This is a genomic window from Streptomyces sp. 142MFCol3.1, assembly GCF_000424945.1.
In the GTDB taxonomy this organism is placed as follows: Bacteria; Actinomycetota; Actinomycetes; order Streptomycetales; family Streptomycetaceae; genus Streptomyces; species Streptomyces siamensis.
In genome coordinates this window covers 1-23,552 of record NZ_AUKV01000062.1, presented here as the reverse complement: position 1 = coordinate 23,552, position 23,552 = coordinate 1, and the positions used below count along the sequence as shown (strand labels likewise).

General features: G+C 69.4%; 23 protein-coding genes and 2 pseudogenes. 15 read left to right on the top strand and 10 right to left on the bottom strand.

What is annotated here, in order from left to right; genetic code table 11:
* A pseudogene (locus H305_RS0142415) lies at positions 1–245 on the bottom strand (hypothetical protein); the annotation flags it as partial.
* 201 nt (positions 246–446) lie between these two features.
* Here H305_RS0142415 and H305_RS0142410 point away from each other — a divergent pair.
* On the top strand, positions 447–626 hold the full coding sequence (locus H305_RS0142410) for a hypothetical protein (RefSeq protein ID WP_158690688.1): 180 nt from the start codon (positions 447–449) through the stop codon (positions 624–626).
* A 470-nt stretch (positions 627–1,096) separates the two neighbouring features.
* Here the strand turns inward: H305_RS0142410 and H305_RS0142400 are convergent, their stop codons facing one another.
* The gene (locus tag H305_RS0142400; protein WP_028805775.1) at positions 1,097–1,435 is read right to left on the bottom strand and encodes a helix-turn-helix transcriptional regulator; all 339 of its coding nucleotides are present in this window, start codon (positions 1,433–1,435) and stop codon (positions 1,097–1,099) included.
* 161 nt (positions 1,436–1,596) lie between these two features.
* Between H305_RS0142400 and H305_RS55555 the strand changes: the two genes are divergently transcribed.
* The 3 genes from H305_RS55555 to H305_RS53120 all read left to right on the top strand — a co-directional run bounded on the left by H305_RS55555 (position 1,597) and on the right by H305_RS53120 (position 4,053).
* Positions 1,597–2,334 (top strand): hypothetical protein, encoded by a 738-nt coding sequence (locus H305_RS55555; protein ID WP_063611405.1) that lies wholly within the window; start codon positions 1,597–1,599, stop codon positions 2,332–2,334.
* Between the two features lie 142 nt (positions 2,335–2,476).
* The gene (locus tag H305_RS0142385) at positions 2,477–3,535 is read left to right on the top strand and encodes a TerC family protein (RefSeq protein WP_028805774.1); all 1,059 of its coding nucleotides are present in this window, start codon (positions 2,477–2,479) and stop codon (positions 3,533–3,535) included.
* Positions 3,532–4,053, top strand: coding sequence for a hypothetical protein (locus tag H305_RS53120; RefSeq protein WP_028805773.1), 522 nt, complete (start codon positions 3,532–3,534; stop codon positions 4,051–4,053). The genes H305_RS0142385 and H305_RS53120 overlap by 4 nt, the downstream gene beginning before the upstream one ends.
* A 138-nt stretch (positions 4,054–4,191) precedes the next feature.
* Here H305_RS53120 and H305_RS53785 read toward each other — a convergent pair whose 3' ends face one another.
* Entirely contained in the window at positions 4,192–4,968 is a 777-nt protein-coding gene (locus H305_RS53785) for a hypothetical protein (protein WP_158690687.1), read from the bottom strand.
* Between the two features lie 66 nt (positions 4,969–5,034).
* On the opposite strand from H305_RS53785, the gene H305_RS48860 reads away from it, so the two are divergent.
* Positions 5,035–5,295, top strand: a complete 261-nt coding sequence (locus tag H305_RS48860; RefSeq protein ID WP_078629530.1) for a hypothetical protein — start codon at positions 5,035–5,037, stop codon at positions 5,293–5,295.
* Between the two features lie 90 nt (positions 5,296–5,385).
* On the opposite strand, the gene H305_RS0142365 is transcribed toward H305_RS48860, so the two are convergent.
* The 4 genes and pseudogenes from H305_RS0142365 to H305_RS55550 form a co-directional block, all read right to left on the bottom strand.
* The gene (locus tag H305_RS0142365; protein ID WP_028805771.1) at positions 5,386–6,024 is read right to left on the bottom strand and encodes an SMI1/KNR4 family protein; all 639 of its coding nucleotides are present in this window, start codon (positions 6,022–6,024) and stop codon (positions 5,386–5,388) included.
* Positions 6,025–6,485: 461 nt separating this feature from the next.
* The gene (locus tag H305_RS0142360) at positions 6,486–7,823 is read right to left on the bottom strand and encodes a DUF6923 family protein (RefSeq protein ID WP_199791541.1); all 1,338 of its coding nucleotides are present in this window, start codon (positions 7,821–7,823) and stop codon (positions 6,486–6,488) included.
* Positions 7,824–8,013: 190 nt separating this feature from the next.
* A complete protein-coding gene (locus H305_RS53780) occupies positions 8,014–8,289 on the bottom strand; it encodes a hypothetical protein (RefSeq protein WP_158690686.1) in 276 nt (91 codons plus the stop codon).
* 596 nt (positions 8,290–8,885) lie between these two features.
* Positions 8,886–9,192 (bottom strand): annotated as a pseudogene (locus H305_RS55550) (IS1380 family transposase); the annotation flags it as partial.
* 229 nt (positions 9,193–9,421) lie between these two features.
* Here H305_RS55550 and H305_RS55545 point away from each other — a divergent pair.
* The 4 genes from H305_RS55545 (at position 9,422) to H305_RS0142335 (ending at position 12,786) form a co-directional block, all read left to right on the top strand.
* Positions 9,422–9,802, top strand: a complete 381-nt coding sequence (locus tag H305_RS55545; protein WP_234021438.1) for a DUF302 domain-containing protein — start codon at positions 9,422–9,424, stop codon at positions 9,800–9,802.
* A 474-nt stretch (positions 9,803–10,276) separates the two neighbouring features.
* Positions 10,277–11,635: an MBL fold metallo-hydrolase gene (locus H305_RS0142345; RefSeq protein ID WP_028805768.1), complete on the top strand. Its 1,359-nt coding sequence runs from the start codon at positions 10,277–10,279 to the stop codon at positions 11,633–11,635.
* Positions 11,636–11,680: 45 nt separating this feature from the next.
* On the top strand, positions 11,681–12,046 hold the full coding sequence (locus H305_RS0142340; RefSeq protein ID WP_028805767.1) for a rhodanese-like domain-containing protein: 366 nt from the start codon (positions 11,681–11,683) through the stop codon (positions 12,044–12,046).
* Entirely contained in the window at positions 12,043–12,786 is a 744-nt protein-coding gene (locus tag H305_RS0142335; protein WP_028805766.1) for a sulfite exporter TauE/SafE family protein, read from the top strand. Before H305_RS0142340 ends, H305_RS0142335 begins: the two co-directional genes overlap by 4 nt.
* A 53-nt stretch (positions 12,787–12,839) precedes the next feature.
* On the opposite strand, the gene H305_RS0142330 is transcribed toward H305_RS0142335, so the two are convergent.
* Entirely contained in the window at positions 12,840–13,127 is a 288-nt protein-coding gene (locus H305_RS0142330; protein ID WP_028805765.1) for a metal-sensitive transcriptional regulator, read from the bottom strand.
* An 80-nt stretch (positions 13,128–13,207) separates the two neighbouring features.
* Here H305_RS0142330 and H305_RS0142325 point away from each other — a divergent pair, with 80 nt between their 5' ends.
* Both H305_RS0142325 and H305_RS0142320 read left to right on the top strand, forming a co-directional pair.
* Complete coding sequence (locus tag H305_RS0142325; protein ID WP_028805764.1) at positions 13,208–13,783, top strand: rhodanese-like domain-containing protein; 576 nt, start codon at positions 13,208–13,210, stop codon at positions 13,781–13,783.
* A gap of 834 nt (positions 13,784–14,617) precedes the next feature.
* Entirely contained in the window at positions 14,618–15,109 is a 492-nt protein-coding gene (locus tag H305_RS0142320) for a DUF4265 domain-containing protein (protein WP_028805763.1), read from the top strand.
* A 171-nt stretch (positions 15,110–15,280) separates the two neighbouring features.
* On the opposite strand, the gene H305_RS0142315 is transcribed toward H305_RS0142320, so the two are convergent.
* Positions 15,281–17,086 carry a serine/threonine protein kinase gene (locus H305_RS0142315; protein ID WP_028805762.1) on the bottom strand — a complete coding sequence of 602 codons (1,806 nt, stop codon included), beginning with the start codon at positions 17,084–17,086 and terminating at the stop codon, positions 15,281–15,283.
* Between the two features lie 620 nt (positions 17,087–17,706).
* Here H305_RS0142315 and H305_RS53775 point away from each other — a divergent pair.
* From H305_RS53775 to H305_RS54245, 4 genes are all read left to right on the top strand, one after another.
* Entirely contained in the window at positions 17,707–18,006 is a 300-nt protein-coding gene (locus H305_RS53775) for a hypothetical protein (RefSeq protein WP_028805761.1), read from the top strand.
* A gap of 515 nt (positions 18,007–18,521) precedes the next feature.
* On the top strand, positions 18,522–21,845 hold the full coding sequence (locus H305_RS0142305) for an AfsR/SARP family transcriptional regulator (RefSeq protein ID WP_234021437.1): 3,324 nt from the start codon (positions 18,522–18,524) through the stop codon (positions 21,843–21,845).
* Positions 21,846–21,980: 135 nt separating this feature from the next.
* Complete coding sequence (locus tag H305_RS54250; protein ID WP_028805759.1) at positions 21,981–22,370, top strand: ribose-phosphate pyrophosphokinase-like domain-containing protein; 390 nt, start codon at positions 21,981–21,983, stop codon at positions 22,368–22,370.
* Positions 22,371–22,380: 10 nt separating this feature from the next.
* Entirely contained in the window at positions 22,381–22,734 is a 354-nt protein-coding gene (locus H305_RS54245) for a phosphoribosyltransferase family protein (RefSeq protein ID WP_028805758.1), read from the top strand.
* Between the two features lie 197 nt (positions 22,735–22,931).
* On the opposite strand, the gene H305_RS0142285 is transcribed toward H305_RS54245, so the two are convergent.
* A partial coding sequence (locus H305_RS0142285) for a hypothetical protein (RefSeq protein WP_028805757.1) occupies positions 22,932–23,552 on the bottom strand: 621 nt, incomplete at its 5' end.

Genomic DNA, 23,552 nt, shown 5'->3' with positions numbered 1-23,552 from the left:
GCCGGCGGCATCTGGTGGCCGAAGTCGTCGAGGAGCGACTTGAGGCGCAGGTACTCACGGACCTCGTGGCTCTGCTGCCGGTGATGCTCGTCCACACGCTCGACGGTGCCCTCGATGCCTGCTGCCAGGGCCACGGAGGCGGCGAAGGCACCCGTCGCCTGCGGAGGTTCACCGGCTGGGGTCACCGACCCGGCCAACCGGAGATCCGCCGCCAGCCGCACCCGTTGGCCCACGTTCAGCGTCATCGATCCTTCGTCTTTCTCGTCGGCCACCGGCGATCCGGTCCACGTGGCGTCGCCAGGCGTACCGGACAGGTCAGGATCATCCCACGCTCACCTCCGGCCCCCGACACGATCGAAGCCCTCGCCAACCCTCACCTGGGCAACAGCCGCACGACGGGCGAACAAGCTCCCGACGACAATCTGTTGGACGGTGGCGGGGACGGCTTGGAGAACATCGACGGTGAAGTGGAGCGGGTGTCGGCGCGGGCGGCGAGGGTGCCGCGGCTCAGCGAGGAGCGTGACCCGGCCGCGCTGACGCAGTTCGCCGGCGGCCGGGCTCCCCCTGCCCGGCCGGTACTCGCCCGCGGCACCGGCGCCGACGAGCAGAAGGCTGAGCAGGTGTAGGCGCAGGCCGCGGCGGCCGCGGCTCCGAAGCCGGGCCGGGCCGGGGCCGGGAATGCGTATGTGCCAGGGCGGATCAGCACCCGGGGCGGACTCGTGGCCGCCATGGAGCAGATCCGGGCGGCGGCCGGCAATCCGAGCCTGCGCGCGCTGGCCGCCGCACCCCGGCGGCGGGCGGCTGCATGCGGCGAAGTCCTTGCTGGACACGGCGGTCCTTAGCGACTGCTCGCTGCTGGTGGTCTCGCGCAGCGGGCCGGCGGAGCTGGATGCGTGCACGGTGATGGAGGCCGCCGCCGTCCGCGGCGGCCCGTTCGTGCACGCGGCCCCGCCGGTGCCGTGGGCGCCGCTGGCCGTGCCCTGCCCGCCTCGCTGAGGCTCGGGCAAAAGGATCAATCCCGGCCGCCCCACGGGGAGAGGGCGGCCGGGACCGGTTGCTGCACACCCTGGAGCCGCCGTGCCCGGTGAGCGCCTGGTTAGGAGGCGGCGCGTTCGGAATCGGCGACGGGGGTGTCCTCACGATGCAGGAAGGTGACCAAGAGGTCACCAACGGGGTGACCGGCCTCGCTGGGATGGCGCAGGGCGACTGTGGGATCGATGGTGTAGCGGTTGCGGCGGCCGACGCGTTCGCGGGTGAGGTATCCGGCCGCCTCGAGGTCCGCGACGATCAGCTGCACAGCGCGTTCGGTGATGCCGATGGCGTCGGCGACGTCGCGCCCGCGTGCTTCGGGATCACGGGCGAGGGCGATCAGAACCCGGGCGTGGTTGGTCAGGAAGGTCCACTGGTCGCCGCGCGGGCTGGAGGGCTGGCTCATGGCCTTCATCCTACGAAGCAGGCTTCGTATAACCAACATCATTTCGCGAAAAAGAATTGCCGAAAAAGTTTTCGCGTAAATGGTGACGGGAATCAGAGGGTCAGATGACGCTGGACACACCCCCACTGCCCTCTTCCACCCCCGCTGAAAGGGGGGTCCCGATGTCTCTTCAGGCCTCCACCACGGCCCTGACCCGCCCTGCGGACACCGGCTCGCCAGTGCTGCCGCACCCGGCCACCGCGCTGGTGACCAACCGCCCCGACGATCTGGCCGTAGTCGATGCAGCGGTGCGGCTGGCCGCACCTCGCATGGCCCCGGTGCTGCTGGTCGCCGTCCTGCCCATCGATCGGCGGGTGGCGGCCCCGTTCAGCGCGGACGTCGACACCGTCCGGATGTTCCTGGCCCGCGTGTCGCCCCCGCTGCGCGCCGCCAGGGTCGGCTACATCCCCGTCGCCCATCGCACCTCGGCTGACGGCGGCGGGCAGCTGCGGCTGCGGGCCGCGGGCGGAGTGCCGGCCCTGGCTGCCCGCCACCACTCCCCGCTGGGAGTGCGCGTCCACCCGGGGACCGGCCGGGCTGGACGCGCACGGCCTGATCGAAGCCGCCGCCGTACGCGGCGGCCCCTTCGTGTACGCCGTCGCCCCCACCCGATGGACCGTGCCCGTAACAGGCGGGGCCTGGGCCCGGCGGATCTGTCGCCCGCGGGGTGCGCAACGTGTGGACGCTCGCCCAACGCCGCCTGCCGCATCCCGGCCGGTGGAGGCGTGACGAACGGCCTGACCGCGCTCGCACCGTGGTGGTTGCTGGCGCTCGTGGACCTGGTCGTCGGCTGCCTGTGCCTGGCCCTCGCCCTGCGCCCGCGCCTCCGACGCACCACCGCCGTGCGGCGGCCCGCCTGAACCGGGGAGGTGAACACCTGGACGAACTGAATCAGCGCCCGGGCCCGGCAGCCCTCCGAAGCCCGCCACGGCCTGGGGCACCACCCCCAACTCTCTCCTCCGCCCCCGTCATTGCGACCCCGCCCGAGGAAGCCGATCAACCATGAATGAACTGTCGTTCGCCGTCCCGCTGTGGGTGTGGGCCGCGGTCACCGTCGGCATCGGCGTGATGCTCGCCGTCGACCTGATCGCCCACCGCGACAACCACGTGATCGGCTTCCGCGAGGCCGCCCTGTGGAGCGGCCTGTGGATCGCCATCGGCCTCGGCTTCGGCCTGATCCTGTGGGCGTGGCAGGGCGGCGAGGCGTCCTCGACGTACTACGCCGGCTACCTGATCGAGAAAGCCCTGTCGATCGACAACGTCTTCGTCTTCGCGCTGGTCTTCTCCTTCTTCGCCGTGCCCGACGCCTACCAGCACAAGGTCCTGTTCTGGGGCGTGATCAGCGCGCTCGCGGCCCGGCTGGTGTTCATCTTCATCGGCGCCGAGCTGCTCCAGGTGTTCTTCTGGACCGCCTACCTGTTCGGTGCGTTCCTGATCTGGACCGGCTACAAGATGGCCGTCTCCAAGGACGAACAGGTCCACCCCGACCGCAACCCTGTCGTCCGCCTGGTCAAGAAGCTCATCCCCACGGACCCGCGGTTCCATGGCGACAAGTTCTTCATCCGCGTCAGCGGCAAGCGCGTGGCGACGCTGCTGTTCGTGGTGCTGGTCGCGGTCGAGGCAACCGACCTCATCTTCGCGGTCGACTCGGTCGCCGCCGTCCTGGCGATCACGACCAACACGTTCATCGTGTGGACCGCCAACGCCTTCGCCGTCCTGGGTCTACGGAGCCTGTACTTCTGCCTGGCTGGGCTGCTGCGCCGCTTCCAGTACCTGCACTACGGGCTCGCGGTGCTGCTCGCGTTCGCCGGCGTCAAGCTCATCCTGTCCGAGACCCCGGTCGGCAAGCTGCCCATTCCCCTCACCCTCGGCGTCATCGTCGTCACCATCACCGTCGCCATCGCCTGGTCGCTGATCGCCACCCGCGGCGAGGACAGCGACAGCGGCGAAACCGCATCTCGGACGGACCACGCGGCCGACGCGCAACCGCACCCGGCCGCCGGCGCCCCTGCCTCGACCCCCTCCGCCAGCCCGCACCATCCGGAAGGACGGCCGTCATGACCACCCTCAGCCCCCACCGCCGCAGCACGCCCGCCCTGTCCCGCACCTCCCAGGTCCGCGCCTACACCGTCACCGGCCAGCCGCCCGCAGGCGGCGTCCTGGCCGTCCTGACCGGCGCCCGAGCCGATGCGTACGTGGCCGCCTACGCGGGCCGGCTCGCCGCCCGCGTAGGCCGCAAGGTCACCGCCGCGGTCGCCTTCCGCACCACCGGCTTCAGCATCAACGCCGTGCTCCACCTCGCCGGCCGCCGGCGCCTGGCCCACCAGGCCGACGCCGTCCTCGCCCCCACACACACAGACGCCCTCACCGCCGCCGGCCACTACCGCAGCACCATTGCCGTGCTCTCGGCGCGCACCACCCCCTGCCATCGCCTGCCCGCCCGCACCCTCAAATGGCTCGCCACCCGTACCGACACCCCCACCGTCATCACCTCCGTGCCCCGCCACCCGCCCGGCCAGCACTTCACCCCCGACACAGCGGCCACTACGGACCGCACCGCCGACCCGCCCGCACCCTGAACGCCGCAGCGTCGTTGAACAGCACGAACGCGATGCGCGCCCTGGCCCGCCATGTGTCCCCCCGCCAGGCCGGCCCAAGGTGCCGCATCCGCCTCCCAGTTGAACCGGCCCGTAAGAAGAGGGCCCCACCCCAGGACGTCATGGCCTCGAAGTCCCGGGGCCCTCGCTCCTGACCGTCTTCGTCCTCGTCATCGTCCGGCCCGGGAGCATCCGGGTTGCGCAGCGGGCGCAGGGTGCCGCCGGCCGGGACGGAGGCCGTAAGGCTGTAGCGGGTGATCGCGCCAGAACAGTCCGGCCAGGGGGCGGGCCATGTCCTCCAGCGTGGTGTAGTCGACGTCCACCGCGCGTTCGGCGAGGTAGTCGACCAGGAGGTCGCGTATCGCGGTGCAGGTGGTGGACCAGGGCGGCCGGTGTCAGTTGCCCTGGCAGCATCACCGTCTTCAGCCGTGACGGGGCATCGGGGCCAAAGACGCCGAGGCCTGCGAGGAGCGCGTAGAAGAGGTGCTTGCCGTGGTAGCCGTTGGTCTGGTGCTCACCGATGGCGTGCTGCAGCTCGACGCAGTCGCCGATGGTGATGTCGTGGACGGTGCCTCCCTTGGAGGCCACAATCCAGGTGACCCGGTTGAGTGCGTTGTTACAGTCGTTGGTTCCCGCGTGGCCGGTGGCCGCGTACTGGTCCTTGAGCGCCGCGAAGGCGTCGGGATCGGTGACGCTGCGGATGTGCGCCAGCAGCTGCGAAGGGCGCTGCCGCAGCAGCCACCGGTAGGCGGGGCGTACGACTTGGCCGCCCAGCAGCGGGATCATGCCGCAGCACAGATCGGCGCGGTCGTACTTGCGTGCCCGCTGGCGCTCGGCGAGCCACTGCATCGGCAGCCGCGTCCACTCCCGGCCTGCTTCCTCGGCTTCGCTGGCCATCCAGCGCTCCTGCCAGGTGCGGCCGGGCTGGACCTCCAGCCAGTCCAGCAGCTTGATCAGACCGCGGTGCCGTGTGCGCAGGTCATCGCCCGCAAGACTCTGCTGGCGCTGCCTGATCCGTCCCCGCCGACGCCGTCGGCCGCGGAACTGCCGGACCATCCGGCCTACCGGCAGATCATGGCGGTGTTCGCCGCGGCCGACACCCCACTGCGGGCGCGGGCTGTCTGCGAGGCGATGGATCTGGAAATCGCGCCCAGCAACGTCAACAACGTCCGGCTGAAATTGAAGCGGCTGGTCGAACGCGGGATCCTGATCAAGGCTGAGTAGGGGTTGTTCACCCAGCCACGGCCATAGGCACCCGGAGAGGCCCCCAGCACCAGCCGCAAGCTCGCGGACAGCACGCCACTTACCGCCCTCTCACGAATCCCTGGGGAACATGTCCGCGTACGGGTCCGGCTCGCCGGTGTCCGGATCCAGCCCAGCGAGCCAGCGGCGCTCCGCTTCCTTTGAGTGCACGAAGCTGTTTGGGGTGCCCTTCTCCCAGAAGATCGAGCTCACCGGGCAGCCATCGGCGAAGCCCTCGAACCGGTCCTCGAAGAGTCGGCACAAGAACTCCGCCATACCGAAGGGGTAGACGGTAAAGCGCGAGCGGGTGTGGCGGCCGCACACCACCACCGGCCAACGATCGGGATCGTTGGCTGTGGTCAGCCAGCACAGTATGTCCGCGCCCGCCGTGACGCCCCAGGCCAGGAGATGTTCGGGGTGGATATCGAGCGCCTCGCGGCCACCTTCCATCTTCCAGGTGTAACGGGCGTTGGCCGTCTCCTCGTTCATCGAATCGTCGACCCAGCGGCGGCCCCGAAAGGGCAGCGGGGAGAACACTCCGGCGTCGCCGTTGATCGAACCGGTGCCGTAGCGGGCCATGAACGCCATGTAGTCGGCCGGAAAGCGGGTGCCCCAGACACTCTCCACGGCGTCCCAGTCGATCTCCTCGTCCTGGCCGTGCTCCGGCGGCATCAGTCTTGCGAGGGCGGCCATGTGCGGATGCTCTGTCATGCCGGCACAGGCTACGGGGAGCTGGATCTGAAGGTCACCTCTCCGGGTGGCCTGCGGCTCAGCCGAGGATGTGGGCGACGAACCAGGCGGCAGCCCTAAACCTCGGGGACCAGCCCACTCCACTCAAGGCCACACGCTGAGTTCAGGCGGGCGGTGGACGGTGCCGAACGGCTCTGTCCACGCGTCTGCTGTCTGAACTCCTGATTGAGACCGACCGGCAAATGGTGCGGGTGCTGGGCGATCGGTGCCCTGGGACACGACAGGCACGGGACCTGAGTGATCGTGGAGATGGCGCGATGCCGGCGTCCCGTGGCCGACTTGATCGGCAGATGGTGGGAGACTGGCAGCACGTCGAAGCCCGTTGTATGAAGGCGATTTGGGAAGGTCACCTGCACAACGGAGCTTCGTTGCATGCGTAGCGGCGCGGCCCAGACGTCGTCACACCGCTGTGACTTGCACGCCTACAAGATCAACCCGACATTGACATCGCCGTGGTCCTTGTCCTCGCAAGTCGTGTCCTTGTGTCCGCACCCGCAGTCCTTGTGTTCGCACCCGCAGTCATTGTGGCCGCACCCGCAGTCGTTGTGGCTGCACCCGCAGCTGGGCGCGAGGGAGGAGCGATCGGTGTTGTTCGACGTGTCCGGGTCCGGGTCGTTGCCCCGCACGGTCGCCGCGTTCGAAATCGTGCCGGTCGCGTCAGGGCCGACGGTGGCGGTCGCAGTGATGTCACGGCTCTGCCCCACCGGCAGCGCGCCGGCGGTGCACGACAGGTTCCGCCCGGTCACGGTGCAGCCCGGGGTGCTCGTGGCGACGTTCGTCAGACCGGCCGGGAACTCGTCGGTGACGGTGTAGCCCGAGGAGGCGTTCGGGCCGTTGTTGGTCACCCGGAGGGTGTAGGTGATCTGCTGGCCCGGCACGTACGACGCTGGGCTTGAGCTCTTCGTGATGGCCAGGTCCGCCGGCGTCAGGAAGCAAGAGGTGGCGTCGATGCGGCCGGACGTGGGGCTGGTCTGGGTGGAGACGACCTTGAGGGTCGGGTCGGCGGAGCCCGGGTTGGTGACCGCTACCCGGTAGAGGGTGCCGGTGCTGTTCTCGATGAAGCCGAGATCCCCGTTGCCGTAGGTGAAGGCTGCCCCTGACCCGTCAAAGCCAGGGCTGGGGAAGGGGAAGTAGGCGACTGTTCCCGTCTGCGGGTCAATGCGGACGATCCGTCCCTGCGTCCCCGACAGTCCGGCTCCCCAGAAATAGCCGCCGGACAGGGTCAGGTCAGAGGCGTCGGACGGCGCGCTCAGCGGCAGGGCGGTCGCCGACCGGGTGCCCAGGTCGATGCGGTACAGCGTGTTCTGGTCAGTCCCCCCCGCCATCACGTAGAGGTCACCGTCCGGGCCAGACCCGCCGACCTGGTAGAAGCCCGTAGTACTGGCGGGCAGACCGGTCACCGCGCCGAGGTCCGTGAGAGCGCCGGTGGCGTCGACCGTGACAAGGCTGTCGTCGGCCGAGTCCATGCCGTAGATCAGCCGATCGGCCTGGTTGACGGCAATGGCGTTGTACTCCGGCTGCGGCACACCCACCGGGGCGAACGTGATGGTTCCCGCGCCCGCGGTGCCCAGATGCAGTTGGGTTTTCCCACCCTGGGACACCGACTCGAGGATCTGGCCGTTGCACGCGAAAGGAGTGCCCGGCTGCTTGACCGCTTTCGTACTCTTCGCCCCCTGTGAGCCTTCAGCCCTGGTCGCCGCGCCGGGCAGTGCGGCCGAAGCCTGGAACGCGAGCGGCGCACCGAGCGTGCCCACCGCCACCGTGGACACTACGACCGCACGCCACATTCCACCGACACCGTTGATCGGAACCACCTCTTTCTGGGAGCGGCACCGAAGCGAACGCACTGTGTGCTCAGTCGGTCGCCGCCGCAATCACTGGACGGGTAGATCTGAGCATCTTCATCATGTTTTGTCCCGTAACGCGGTCTAGTGGGTTCAAGATCCCACCTCAGCGGCGCACACCATTGAACAGGCCGTTGTCTCCTCCTTCGCCAAGTACGCCACGACGGCCGCCGAGAACACCGAGAACACCCGCACCCTCGACCACCGCATCGGCGAACTCTCCGAACTCGCTGAGCAGGTATCCGACTTGGGTGGATGCTGGACGCGGCATGTCCGGTCCGGGAAAGCATGTCTCCGCAGTTCTCGCGTGTTCGTGGCGTCTCTCGTCCTCACATGCGCTGAATCCGTTCTGCACAGGCCGCAGTTCCAGATGCGTCGTCATCGAGGGCACAAGTGCGATGGCCCAGCGTCGTAGTACGGATTGCTGTGACGTTGCCGGATGTGGACGGTCACTGATGCGACCAAACGGCCCCCAAGGTCAATACGGTGATCTGCACGTGGACTGACGAGAAGAGCAGGGCGAGTTGTGGAACCGATTACGTTGGCGGCGGCGGCAAGCTCGGCAGTCATGTCGGCTATGCCGCTGCAAGGCTCGGACCTTGTCCAGAGGACGGCCCCCGGTCTCGCGGCACCGTCCTGCCGGCGGATGGATCTAGTCGAAATGGCACTCCTCCGGACCCCTCCCTGTCCGCGGATCGCAACGATGAAGCAGGGACCCTTCGCTCCCAGCGAGTTGTGCTGTCCCTCCGATCGGCACTCCTACGATCCCCTCCGACTGCCTCACGGCAGCCCGCCACTTCCCGGTTCCGCCGGTTACAGGCAGTCCATGCTTCCCGCGCCGCGTGCGCGGGGCCGCGGAGAGCGGTGTAGGGGACCTCAGCTATCTCGGCGTCGGAGATCCAGCACTCGCCTTCCTCGTCCCAGACCGCTGTGGGGTACTTGATCGGCATCCAGGCGTCCTCGTCGATGCGGACGATCGCGGCAGGCCACGGCGTGCAGTTGCTTCACGTGCCCGTGCGTGAAGGACCGCAGAAACGACCCCAGCGTGGACGGGGCCCGCACCCCGGAGAACAGGCGGCCCATCGTGCCGTGCCGTCACCGGTCCATGTCCTCGATGCTGTCGGCGCCCGCGGCCATGCCCCACCAGCGACATCACTTTCGCCGCGGGGAAGGGACCAGTGCCGTCCTTCGATACGGGCAGCCTGATGAGCTCGCCGGCCAGAGCCGGCAGACGACACCGCTCGGCCAGCCGCACCACCGGCTCCAGCCCGCCGTACGCGATCAGGTTCGGATCGTCGAAACACCGGCCGGAAGACCGGCGAGGAGACCGAGCAGTTCCGCAGCCGACTGGAAAGGCTGTTCTTGTCACTGGCGTGAGAACCGCACGAAACGCTCGTCCCGCACCCGCGCTTCCGAGTCCTTTCCGGACGCCGACGCGTAGGCCACAGACACTGGGACACCCGTTCCGGCACCGTCGAGTCATCGAAAGGCAAGGCCGGCCCTGCGACCGCGACGTGCACCTCGACACCGACTTCGCCACCGCCGTCGGGTGCGTCCGCGAGGCTCTGTCCGCGCAGGGCTTCGGAATCCTCACCGAGATTGACGTAACCGCCACCCTCAAGGCCAAGCTGGACCAGGAAATGGTGGAGTGCGTCATCTTCGGCGCCTGCAGCCCGTCGCTCGCTCACCGCGCTCTCGACGCCGACCGCTCCATCGGCCTGCTGCTTCCCTGCAATGTCGTCGTCCGCGCCGAGGGCGGTCGTACCACCGTCCAGGCGCTCGACCCGAACACGATGGTCACCCTCACCGGGCTCGATGCCCTGTGTCCCATCGCTGTCGAGGCGACCCGCCGCCTCGACGCGGTACTCGCATCCCTCCTCGCCCGGACCGCATAGGTCCGACGCGGCTGCGCGCAGCCAGACGACTCCCCCGGCTCTACGGACGGTGGCGTCGGAGGGCAAGCACCCCCTCGGGCATCGGCAGCTCGCAGCGTGGCCACGCCTGCTCAGCGTGCGGAAGGACGCCGCCCAGGAACGTGCCCGGTGCGGGTACGCGGGCATGGCCTGCGGACGGGCCCGTACACCCCGGCACACCCGCCACGACGCTCCAGGGCGATCCCGCCCGTCTCCCGGGCGGACACCGGGATGCCGCATGCCCATCGAGGCCCTCACTTGACTGCACCGCAGCCTGAATGCCTCCGTTCGCACCGACACCCGCAGGAACCACCACCCAACTCGGCAGGCTCACGCCAGATGCGTCGACAGCCAGCAAGAGATACCCCACCGGGTACCTGAAATACCCCCGGGGGTACTCATGTTACGGTGGCATATATACCCCCGGGGGTAATCTACGTGGGAAGGGACATCTCCGTGTTCTTCATCGACACCATCGAGCTCGACGGTCTCGGCAACCGCCACTACCTGGCCGGCGGCAGGCAGACGGCCGTGGCGGTGGACCCGCCGCGCGACTTCGACCAGGTCCTTGCGGCGGCCGCCCGGCGCGGGGTGCGGATCTCTCACGTGGTGGAGACCCACATCCACAACGACTACGTCACCGGCGGGCTGGAGCTGGCACGCGTGACGGGTGCCGCCTACCTGGTGCCGGCCGACGCTCGTGTGTCGTTCGCCCGGGTGTCGGTGGCTGACGGCGACACGGTCACCGTCGACTCCGGGCTGGACCTGCGGGCCGTGGCCACCCCGGGTCACACCCCCCACCACACGTCGTACGTGCTGCGGGAGAACGGCGTGCCGGTGGCCGCGTTCACGGGTGGTTCGCTGCTGATCGGCACGGTGGGCCGGCCTGACCTGGTCGAGCCGCGGCTGACCGAGCGGCTGGCCCGTGCCCAGCACGCCTCCGCGCACCGTCTGGCGGATGAACTGCCCGACCAGACGGCCGTGCTGCCCACGCACGGCTTCGGGAGCTTCTGCTCCTCGGCGCAGGCCGAGGGGGACGCAACCACCATCGGCAAGGAGAAGAGCGTCAACGCGGCGCTCACCCAGGACGTGGACTTTTTCGTCGCGCAGCTGCTGGCCGAGCTCGACGACGTGCCCGCCTACTACGCGCACATGGGTCCGGCCAACGCCGCAGGCCCCGCTCCGGTGGACCTGACTCCCCCGGCCGTCGCGGACGCGGGCGAGATCGCCGCCCGCCTCGCGGCCGGTGAGTGGGTGGTCGACCTGCGCAGCCGTATGGCGTTCGCTGAGGGCCACGTCGCGGGTTCGTTCAACTTCGAGGCGGACGGCAAGATCGCCACTTACCTGGCCTGGATGATCCCGTGGGGCAAGCCGGTGACACTGCTGGCCGAGTCCCCCGAGCAGTTGGCCGTCGCCCAGCGTGAACTCGTCCGGGTCGGCATCGACAGGCCCGCCGCCGCCGCGACCGGAACGCCCGAGGAGTGGGTGGCCGAAGGCGGCTCCCTGGCCACCTTCCCTCGGTCCACGTTCGCCGGCCTGGCCGAGCACGGCACCGACGGGATCGTCGTCCTGGACGTACGCCGCGGCTCCGAGCGAGCCGCCGGCCACATCGAGGGCTCCGTGCACATCCCCATCCACCAGCTGCACAAGCGGCTGGGCGAGGTGCCGCCCGGCACCGTCTGGGTGCACTGCGCCGGCGGGATGCGGGCCGGTATAGCCGCCTCGCTGCTGGACGCCGTCGGCCGTGACGTGGTGGCCGTCGACGACGGATTCGACGCCGCCACCAGCGCCGGACTGACCGTCGTCACCGGCTGACAGCCCTGCCGTACCCCTCTATCCAGCTCCCCGAGAGGTTGTGTCATGTTCCTCTTCCGTAGCGGTGGGGACCGCGTCACCGTAGACGAGGCCCGCCGACGCACCCAGGGCACCGACGCCTCGGCCGTGCTGCTGGACGTGCGCGAGCAAGGTGAGTGGGACACCGGTCACGCTCCCGGCGCCCTCCACGCTCCGCTGTCCCGCCTGGCGGCTGGCGCTTCCCTGCCCGCCGGCGCCCAGGGACGCCCGGTGGTGGTGATCTGCCGCAGCGGGAACCGCTCTCAGCGCGCCGCCAAGCTGCTGGCCGCACGCGGCGCCGAGGCGGTCGACGTCAAGGGCGGCATGCAGATGTGGGCCGCCGCCGGTCACCCGGTCGTCGACAAACGCGGGAACGACGGCTCGATAGCATGACCGCTCTGATCCTCGCGCTCGTCGCCGGTGCCGTCATCGGCCTGGCCCTGGGCGGTCTCGGCGGGGGCGGAAGCGTCCTCGCGGTACCCGCCCTGATCTACATGCTCCACTTCACACCGGCCGAAGCGACGACGGCCAGCCTGGTCATCGTCACCCTCACCTCGGTCTCGGCACTCGTCGGGCACGCCCGGGACGGAAATGTGGCCTGGCGCACCGGGATGCTGTTCGCCGCGGCCGGCATCGTGCCCGCGATGCTCGCCGGGGCCGCCGCCGGCCACCTGCCCCAAAGCATGCTCACGCTCTCTTTCGCGCTCATCGCGGCACTCGCCGCGCTGCGCATGCTCCGCCCCGCCCGCAGCGAGCCGTCCGGCACGGTCAACCCTGGCAAGGCGGGCGCCGCCGGAGCCGGCCTCGGCGCGGTGACCGGGTTCCTGGGCGTGGGCGGGGGCTTCCTCGCCGTGCCAGCACTCGTAAGCGTGCTGAGCCTGCCCATGCGCCGGGCCGTCGGCACCAGCCTGCTGGTCATCACGATCAACTCCCTGGCCGCGCTCGCCGCCCGGGCCGGCACCGGCACGCACCTTGACTGGGCCGTCATCGCACCGTTCACCGCGGCAGCGATCCTGGGCGCCTGGGACGGCAAACGCCTGTCGAAGAAGATCGGGGGACATACCCTTCAGCGCCTCTTCGCCTACCTGCTGCTCGCGGTCGCGGCCTTCATGCTCGTGGACGTGATCGCATGACCGTGTCCACACGCTTCGGGGTCCACACTGCTCGGGCAGGGGGCGGCAGAGCGTCAGGCCAGCGAGAGGAAGAGCTTCTCCAGCCGGGCACGCATCTGTTCACGGTCCTCACCGGACCCGTCACCGCTGCCGGAGTCCGCGAGGCACCGCTGGAGACCGGTGGCGATCACGGCGAATCCGGCTCGGTCGAGCGCGCGAGAGGCTGCCGCGGGCTGGGTGACGACCTCCTCGCAGTCGCGGCCCTCTTCGATCATCCGGATCACCCCGGATATCTGACCCTGCACCCGGCGCAGCCGGTTCAGCGCCGACCGCAGTTCCGGACCCGCCAGATCAAGTTCCACGACCACTCCTCACAGACACCCCACGGGAAGCAAGCCCTCCCCTACCGGGGCACCCACGACTCACAAGGATGACATTCGCCATGACCACACCCACCCCCATCGACCCCAGCCAGGCCCGCAGCCGCCTGGAGGAACTCACCGTCATCGACGTCCGTACCCCCGGCGAGTACGCGGGCGGCCACATACCCGGCGCCCTGAACATCCCATTGGACCAGCTCGACCGGGCACTGCCGGACATCCGCACCGCCGCCCAGCGCGGCGAGGTTCTCGTCGTCTGCGCCTCCGGGGCCCGCTCCGAGAACGCGTGCCGCATACTCGCGGACGCAGGCGTCCACACCGCCACACTCGCCGGCGGCACCGGCGCCTGGGCGGCCCAGGGCCATGACCTGCACCGGCCCGAGGGAAGCACGAAGGCGACCTGGGGCATGGAACGCCAGGTCCGCCTCACCGCCGGCTCGGTCGTCCTGCTCGGCCTGGCACTGGGCGAGCTCGTCCACCCAGCCTTCCGGCTGATGTCCGCCGGCATCGCCGGCGGGCTGGTCTTCTCCGCCGTGACCAACACCTGCGGCATGGCCGCCATGCTCGCCAAGCTCCCCTACAACCGGCCCCGCAAGGCCGACCTCGATGCGACACTGGCACGCCTGCGCGCCAACTGAGCCCGGGACCAGAGCGCCTGCGTGGCGCCCTGGACCGGCTGCGTGCTGCCATGCGCGCTCCGGCTGCCCGTCACGTTGGCTCTCCACACCCCTCCCGCAACGGTCGACGCCAAGCGGCCGGCCTGCCGGCAGCCGTGGTGACCTCCACCGGACGCCGACCCCGTACGACGGGTGCACCCAGCGCAACCACATGTTCCTGCAACGGCGCCCACCGGACCGCGCCGTTGCAGGACTTGGCTGGCCCGTCGGCATTCGCGGGACCTCTCCGGTGCCTCTACCCGGCGGCGCGCCCATGGCGTGCCCTTAAGACCGGGCAATCACGGTGAACCCCGGTGCCTCACTGGCCTCTCCACAATCGAGCAAGTAGGCAAAGCCGCAGGTCAGCAACCTTCCATCGGGCGCCGTCGCTTCCCAGGCTGAGTGCTGCGCCGGTCGCCGATCCGCACAGCCGACGTTCAGACGCGAGACGCTCCAGGCCCGCAGCGCTGGCCCAGCGAGCGCGAAGCCCGCCTCGATGCCTTCTGCTGGCCGCACCGCTACAACACCCGACGCCGTCACTGCCGCCTCGGACATCGCAGCCCGATCGCTTACGAGACAGCGACCGAATCAACATCAATTACGCCGGCAGCAGCCGCATAACCCGTGTCCGGGACTCGGCGTCAAGGCCCACCTTCAGCGCCACCCTCATCGAGACCGGCACCGGGTTCTACCGTCTTGCTCGCCCCAAAGCCAGGGCGGAACAAAAGAGCCGACAGTAGTGATGCACCCGATCAGCCTCGCTGGTCGAGGCCATGGGACGATCTTCGCCGAGATGAGCAGGCAGAGAGGGCGGAGATGCAGTACATCGTGCACGAGGACCCTGTCGGTCGGGCCGAGAGCAACTACATCGCCCAAGCCGATCTGGGCCCCTTCGGCCTCGACGGGCAGATCGAGCAGCTTTGGCTCCAGCCCGAAGAGGACGGCACATACACGGTGACCTGCATCCCCTTCATGACCTACGGCCTCGCTCTCGGAGACCGGGTCCGTCTGTCACCGGCAGCTCGCGTGGTCGAAGTTGCCCAGACGAGCGGCCACCGCGTCCTGCGCACGCTGCTCAGGCCGAGCGCGGACGCCGGACGACTTGGCCGCAGCATCAACCTCATCAAGAACTCGATCAAGGAATCCGGGCTGCTCAGCGAATGGCACGGGGAACGCTTCGTCGCCATCGACGTCCCTCCCGGCATCGCCATGAGCACGCTGTTCGCCCTGCTGCAACGAGAAGTCGACGAGGCCGGCGCCTTCTGGGAATGGGCCGACACCACACCCTTCTCAACCACGCGGAGCTGACCGCGCCACGGCTGGTCCCCGCGCAAGCCAATTCCCGGGGCCATTTCTGGACGTCGCAAAGCCACAAAACCCTCACCAACAGGGGCCGCTCGAAGCCAACATGGCGGGGCCGCTGAACGACGTCACAGCCACAGAGTCGCTGTAGGCGCAGCAACGATCGAAGTCGTACCCCTAGTAGGGCACAGTGTCGCACCAGGTCTTCGCCCAAGCGGAGGCGCCGAGCTTGTTGGCCGCGCGTACGGTGATGCAGATCTCGTCGCCGGAGTACGGGCCGTTGATCGTGTAGCTGGTGTTGCTGGTGGAGTAGACGGTGTCGACGTTCTTCGCGGTGTAGTTGCTGCCCTTGTTGGTGTAGTGGATGTCGTAGTGGGTCGCGCGGGAGACCGCCGTCCAGCTCGCCTTGATCGGCATGTCACAAGCTCCGAAGCAGGAGTGCGTGTACTCGAGTTTGTAGCTCTCCAGGTCGGGCGGCGGTGAACCGGCGGACGCACCGGAGGAACCCGAGGACAAGTCACCGGAGCCGGACGAGCTCCCTGCGGTCGTGTCCGAGGAGTCGCCGGACGATCCGCTCCCGGAGGTGTCCCCTCCGCTCACCCCTGCGTTCCGGCTGCTTCCCTCCGCTTTGTCGCCGTTCCTGGCGTGCTCGCCGACATCGGAAGCCTCTTGTTTCTTGTCCTTCCCGTCGGACGTCCTGGACGGTGAACCGCTGGGCGTCACAGGCGGGTTACTGCCATCCGACGGGGGACTCACTCTGCTGCCCGGCGCTTGGGCGTGGGATCCGCCCCGATCCTTGCTCCAGGGCTGGAGCACGACCATCGTGGTCCCACCGACGGTGAGGACGACGACCACGGGCAGGGCGATGAAGGTGCGGCGGCGCCTCGGGCGGCGTTCACGCCCTTTCGGCTCGGTACCACTGCTGCCCGGAGCGACGACCACGGGCGGCCCGGATTGCGGGAGCAGGTCCGCGGTCGGCCGGTCCACGGACTCCTCGCGCAGTGGGCGTACCTCAGCGTCGAGCAGCTCGGCGGCCCGCTGTGCAATGCGTGCGAGGACGTCGGAGGGTAGCCACGCCTTGCCGGCAGTCGACGGTCGGGCCCGCTCCGCGTCGGCCAACAGCTCGTCAACGTCAGGCCGTTGCCCGGCGTCCTTGGTCAGACACCGCGTGATGAGTGCCCGCAAAGCGGGGTCCTCGACGCCCTCCAGATCCGGCTCGTCCTGCACGATCTGGTACATGACCGCGTGCTGGTTGCTGGCTCCGTGCCCGAAAGGAAGCCGCCCCGTCGCCGCGTACGTGAGCACACATCCAAGGGTGAACACATCGCTCCTAGGCCCGGCGCTCTCCCCCCGGACCTGCTCCGGCGACATGAAGCCGGGCGAGCCGATGACCATCCCCGTGCTGGTGAGAAGCGACTCGACGGAGGTCTCCAGGGCCCGCGCGATGCCGAAGTCGATGACCTTGACCCCGTCCACGGTCAGCATGACGTTCGACGGCTTCAGGTCGCGGTGCACGATCCCCGCGTCATGGATGTCCTCCAGTGCGCGCAGCAACCCATTGGCAAGAGGATGCAGGGACTCAGCGGGCAACGGGCCGTACCCGCGCACGACCTGCTCCAGCGAGAGACCCGGCACATACCCGGTGGCGACCCACGGTGGCTCCGCGTCGGGCCCGGCATCGAGCACGGGTGCCGTATACCGCTCAGCGACCCGGCTCGCGGCGTCGATCTCCCGCCGGAACCGCGCCCGGAACCGCGCGTCCGACACATGCTCCTCGTGCACCACCTTCACGGCGACGGTGCGCCCACTGTCGGACCGTGCGAGGAACACCCTCCCCATGCCGCCGGCGCCGAGCCGCCCGAGCAACAGGTACGACCCGATCCGCGCCGGGTCCACGGCGGTGAGCGGTTCGATGCCCCCGCCGAAGCGGTCGTCCCGCCGGGTTTCTCGCTCGCCGCGCCCGTCCCCATTCGTACCGTTCATGCCGGTATGACTCCCCCGCCTCTTGTAGCCCTGTCGATCGGTGTAACCCCGTTGAGAATAGAGGTCGTTGTTGACTGACACCGGCGAGGACACGGACGGCGGCAACATTGCTGCCTGCCTTCCGCAGGACGAGGATCTTCCGAGGCCCAGGGCGGTCCGGATCGCGCGAGTAACCTGAGGCGTCGATGCTGCGTGCTCGCATCGAAATGCGCGAACGGTGAGGACCCGGAACCGTGACGGCACCGGGTCCTCGCCACCGACTGCCGCCCCTCACCCGACCACCCCCGTGGACACTGCCGCGCCGCCGATCACGCCTGTCCGGCTGGCGTCGCCGTGCGCGGCAGCCAGCCCGACCGGATCGGAGCCAACACCCGCTCCCGGCCAGGTCGTCGGGTACGGGTACTGGCAGCTCTTCCGACCTGGGACCGAGTCCAGCGGCAGGGCTGGATCGAGCTTCAGCCCTGGGGTGAAGCAGCCATGGCAGGCGACCCGTTGGGACACCGACGGCAGCTCCATCGATCTCCCCGACTCCCACGCCGTGCCGACGCCCGATCGCCGCACCGCTTCCCCGCCGCTGCTGCCACGTCAGGGGCCTCCCCAACCCTGGTTAAAACACCCGGGTGTTGCGACGACCGGTCGAATCCGCCCAGTACACCAGTCAGCAATACGCAGCCCTGGCAACGGAATTCGAAGTCCGCCTGTCGGTCGGCCGGACCGGTCAGTTCTGGGACAACGCGCTCGCCAAGTCGTTCTTCGCCACCATCGAACGGGAGGTGCTCGACACGAGCACCTCGCCCAACCGGGCCGCCGCCCGCACCGCGATCTTCGACTTCGTCGAGGGGCTGGTACAACTTGCGCCGACTGCACAGCAGCCTCGGCTACGCAGTCCTGTCGAATACGAGACCGCTCTCGCAGCCTGACCACCACACCGATGGTGTCCGTCAAAGCGGAAGAAGCTCACAGACCGCCGCTTCGGCGATCGCGGCACGGCCGAGTTCCAGTTGGCGAGAAACTGCGCGTTCCACTCGCACAGACGTGCTGCGAGGCTCCGGACCCGTCCACTCCCTCGGTACCGGCATGCTGATCGCAAGAGTGCCCCTTTGGATTTCGTCAAAGGACGGCCGTGGTGGTGGCTGGTAAAAGGTGCCGTCTCGGAACATGTGAAGAGGACCTCGATGCAACGGCAGCGAGGCCGCCATAGCCGCCCCGCACGCCGCCACCAACCGCCTGCGGACCGCCACTCTCAGCGCGGCGTAGAGGTCGTGGACGACTCCAGGCGAAGTCTCGGTGAGTCCGGCCGCCGCCTGCCTGCGGCCAACGCGGTTGCGACCGACTCCTCTTCGGTCACCCTGGCCCCCGCTTATTTGGTTGTGCGGGTTGTGCAATGTCGTGTCCAACCCCATGGCCGGGGTGCTGCAATGCTGAAGATTCTCCGATGACGCAGGAAGGCGGAGGCTGCAAGGTGGACGAGGCATCTCCTCAGCTGCTTCAGTTCGAGGTGCTCGGGCCGTTGCGGGCATGGCGGGGCGGGACACCTCTGGAGGTGGGGCCGATCAAGCGGCAGGCCGTACTGGCCGCGCTGCTGCTGCGCCAAGGAGCGGTGGTGAGTCATGAGCGACTACTCGACGCGGTGTGGGGGTCGGAGCCGCCCCTGGGCGGCCGCAAGGTGTTACCCACCCACATCAACTCGCTGCGCCGGGCGCTAGATCGGGAAAGCACCCAGCCCGCGGAGTCGGTAATCCGTAGTGGCAAGGGCTGGTACCGCTTCCCTGTCGAAAAGGTCCGGCTCGACACGGCAGTTCTGGGCGAGTGGAGCGACACAGCGATGCGCACCGTCGCGTCGGGCGACCTGGTCACCGCGGCGGACCAACTTTCCGATGCCATGGGGCTGTTTCGGGGCGAGCCCCTGGCAGGCCTTCCAGGTCCGTTCGCGCAGGACGAGCGGCAGCGGCTGGAGGAGCGCCGACGAGCGCTCCGGGTGGAGCGACTCAAGTGCCTGGTCCTGCTGGGCCGGTTCGGCGAGGCCCTCGACGAACTCGGTGTGTTCGCGTCCGACCGCTACGACGAAGCGCTGACCGCCTTGCGCCTGCGGGCCCTGTACGGCTGCGGCCGTCAGGCGGAAGCGCTCAGAGCCTACGAGGACATACGCGTACGACTGCGTGACGAACTCGGAGCCGATCCCGGTGAGGAACTGCGCCGGGTGCACGAAGCGGTGCTGCACCAGGACAACGCCTTCCTCCTTCGTCCGCCGGCTCCTTCCCCGCACCGGCTGACCAACCCGCGCGCGAGCGCCGTGCCCGCCGAACTCCCCCACGACGTCCCGGGCTTCGCCGGCCGCGTCGGCGAACTCGCCCGGCTGCACGCCCTACTTCCGTCCGCTCAGGAGCAAAGGGCTGCGAACACCGTGGTCATCTCCGCCATCGGTGGGGCCGCCGGCATCGGCAAGACCGCGCTGGCCGTGCACTGGGCACACCAGGTGAAGGACCGTTTCCCGGACGGTCAGCTGTACGTGAACCTGCACGGGTTCGACCACGACCGACCGCCGCTCAAGGCCGGTGAGGCCCTTGAGCTCCTACTGCGCAGTCTGGGGCTCGCGGCGTCGGAGATCCCGGCGAACGACGAGGCTCAGGCACGGGTGTACCGGACCCTGCTGGCTGACCGGCGCATGCTGGTCCTGCTGGACAACGCGGCCTCCGCCGAGCAGGTACGTCCGCTGCTGCCGTCCAGCCCGAGCTGCCGTGTCGTCGTCACCAGCCGCAACCGGCTCGGCGACCTCGTCGCCCACGACGGGGCACACGCCCTACCGCTGGACCTCCTCCAGCCGGACGAGGCAAGCGCGCTGCTGAGCCGGACCCTCGGCGCGGACCGGGTCGCCGCCGATGAGCGCGCGGTCGACGAGCTGATCCGGCTGTGCGGCAGCCTTCCGCTGGCTCTGCGGGTGGCCGCGGCCAGGCTGGCGAGCGATCCAGGGCTGAGGACTGCCGAGATGGTCACCGAGATGGCCGAGGGCAAGCGGCTGGAAGCGCTGGAGCCGGAAGGCGGGGACAACTCCCCCTTGCGTGCGGCCTTTTCGGTGTCGTACCGGAGTCTGGCGCCTGGCGCGCGCCGACTGTTCCGCCTCCTGGGACTGTTCCCGGGGACGGAGTTCACCGCCGAGGTCGCGGCGGCCCTCCTGGACGCACGGCTGCCGCAGGCCCGGCGTCTGATCGGCGCGCTTGCCGCGGCGCACCTGATCGAACCCGCGGCGGCCGGCCAGTACCGGTTCCACGATCTCCTTCGCGAGTACGCGCAGGAGCGGGCGCTGGAGGAGGAGACGGCTGCGGATCGCGACGGCGCGTTGGAGCGGCTCCTGATCTGGTATCTGCACGCCGCCCGCGCCGCCTCGGGAACCTGGCTCTTCCCGGAGCTGCCCTGCGAGCTCCGGGCCAATGACCAGCAGGGCTTGCCGTCCGCGGTCGAGGCCACGGTGTGGTTGGAGACGGAGCGGGCCAACCTGCTTGCTGTGATCAAACACGCCGCCGGGCACGGTCCGCGCCCCATCTCCTGGCACCTGGCCTCCGTACTGTTCGGCAACTTCTGGCTCCATCTGCCGCGGGCGACGTGGCGGTCCATCTCGCAGATCGTGCTGCACGCGGCGGAGGCCGAGGGTGATCCGTACGGTGCGGCGGTCATGCACCAGGCCCTCGGAGTGATCGGGTGGGACTGGGGGCATGCGCGGGAGGCGATGGAGCACAACGCGCGCGCGACGGACATCAGCCGGGAACTGGCCTGGCCGGAAGGCGAGGCAGCGGCCCTGGGCGGCCAGGGCTTCGTGGCCTGGAGCATGGCGCGGCTGGGCCGCGCGCACGGGCACTTCACCACCGCCCTGCGCATCACCCGTGACATCGGGAACCGTCACGTCGAGGCGTTCGGGCTGGTCGGTCTGGGTATGGTCTACCGCGATCTGGGCCGCTTGCGCGAGTCTGCCGACCACCTCGAACTGGCCATCAGCCGCAGCGGGGAGCTCAGCTGGTGGGACGACGGCCTGGCGCTGCAGATTCTGGGCTGGGTGTACTGGGAACTCGGCCGTTTCACCGACGGCCTGAACGTCCTCGGCCCTTGGGTGAACCCACACGTAGGGAGTGGCTACCGCAACGGCCGCGCCATGATGCTCGGCGCCGCCGCGAGGATCAATATCGCGCGCGGCCGCCACGACGAGGGGCTGGAACAGGCCGAGCGTGCCTTCGCGATGGTCAAGGACGAGGGGCGGCTCTGGATTCAGGCGAGCCTCATCAGCACGGTCGCCGCCGCCCACCGGGAGCTGGCGCATTTCGAGCGGTCTCTGAAGGCCGACGCACAGGCTCTCTCCCTTTCCCACCAGGCGAGATACCGACGCGCCGAGGCGGACAGTCTCCTCAGCGTCTCACTCACTCTCCAGCATTTGGGCCGGTACGACGAGGGTCGCACCTATGCCGAACAGGCACTGAGCCTGGCACGCGACCACTCCTTCCGCATGGTTGAGGGGCAGGCCCTGACAGCCCTTTCCGAGACGGCGGAGTCCGAGAAGGCACGCACCGCGGCCGTCGAGTTCGCCCAGGAGGCCCTGGCCGTACACCGCGAGACCGGCCACCGACTTGGCGAGGCCCGCACCCTCATGGCGCTCGCCCGCGCCCGCCAGAGGACCGACAGCACTGCCGCTGAACTGATTCGGCAGCAGGCAAGGGGCATTCTCTCCGACATCGGCGTGCCCTCGATGGAGTACGAAGCCCTCGACCGGTGACGTGTCGGGTGCCGGCCCGTCAGTCTCGTGCCCGGCGTAGCCAGGTCGTCGTGTGCTCGGGCCCATAGCGGTCGGCGCGAAAGGCCGCGTTCGGGCGAAGCCGCCCAGGCGGCCGCAGCCCTGTCGCTGTGCATCGTGCCTGTCACTGACCTCGTCATCCGGTGGCAAGCAGCCGCCTCGTGCCTGGGCGGTCTCCCGGTTGGAACTGCCGGCGGCGGCCATGCGCGCGACCCGGAGCTCACTGGCGGTGAGCTGCTCCTGCTGCTGGACGCGTGCCGCCCGGGCGGCGCGTACCGTCTCACTGCCGTGGTGCCCTGCTTCGGCTACGCCCGGCAGGACCGCCGTACCCGGCCAGGGCAGCCGGTGGGCGTCCGGGTGGTGGTCGACGCGCCGGCAGCCGTTGCGGACCGGCTGGTCGTGGTCGATCCGCACACGGCTGCGCTGGAGGCGATGTGCGGCATCCCGGAGGGGATGCTGACGGCGGTGCCGGTCATCGCCGGTGCCCTGGCCGAGGAGGACCTCTGATTCCGCGGTCGTGGTGTCGCCCGACCTCGGAGCCGTCAAGCTGGCCGCGCACTACGCCGTACTACTGCTGCGCCCCGTCGCCGTGGTGCGCAAGACCCGTGTATCGGTCACCAGCGTGCCGGCCGAGGAACTCGTCGGCGATGTGGCCGGTCGGCCCGCAGTGATCGTGGACGACGCGATCAGCACCGGCGGGACGGCCGAAGCGGCTGTACGGGGCCTGCTCGACCATAGGGCCGCTCCCGCGATCACCGTGGCCGCGACCCACGGCCTCTTGGTGGCTCCGCCCAGGAGCGCTTGCGTCGGCTGCCGATCCGCCGCCTGCTCGTCACTGATGAGGCTCGTGCGCCGGGGGGAAACAAGCTGAGCAGGTCTGGGGAAAACCTGCTCTCGGTACTCGCCGACCAAACCACCCGCCCGCAGGCCAGCGTGTGGCTCAGCGGCGAGAGCGCTTTGTGACCCCTTGAGGATCCATGTCGCCGACTCTCGAGAGCACTCTGGCCCTTGTGTCGGGGACGCAGTGGTGTCTGTCGTTGAACGCGGGCGAGATGCTGGCCTGACCGGTCACGCCCGATCTACCGCGGCTGGCCTGTCGCGCTGCAGCCACGCGATGGCTTGGGCGCGACGATCGCGTGGGACGTCCGCCCCGGTTGCCTCCCAGTCGGTCAGGCGGCGTACGGGCTCCGTGTCTCCCGGGTTGGGCACGGCCAGGGAGCCGATGCCGTCCTGCCAGGTTGTTCCGACCACGGCGACAGTGCTGTCGAGCGAGAGCATCGCAAATTCCGGACGTCCGGATCGCGAGCCGAGCAGACACTCGTCATATCCGAGTACGGATCTTCCCCGGCGGATCGCGCACGCCGCGCCCATGACGTCCCAGGCGTCGAGCAGACGAACCCGGCGCCATATACGAGGCTGGTACAGGTCTACCCGCGAGTTGTAGCGATGGGCAGGGAGGGCGAGCAGGAACTCGCGGCTGGCGTCGAACAGGCCGAAGGAGGTCGCCAACGCGTACCAGCCTCGATTGGCGTGCTCGATGAGCTGCGGGTCGTCGAAGCCGACGAAAGCATCCCGCCGGCCCGTCTCCTCGTGGGTGCAACTGGCCATCGCGCTCATTACGGACACTGGCAAGGCAGTGCCTGGCACGCCGCCTTCGAGCACCTCCAGGCCCGCCCGCTTCAGCGGGGC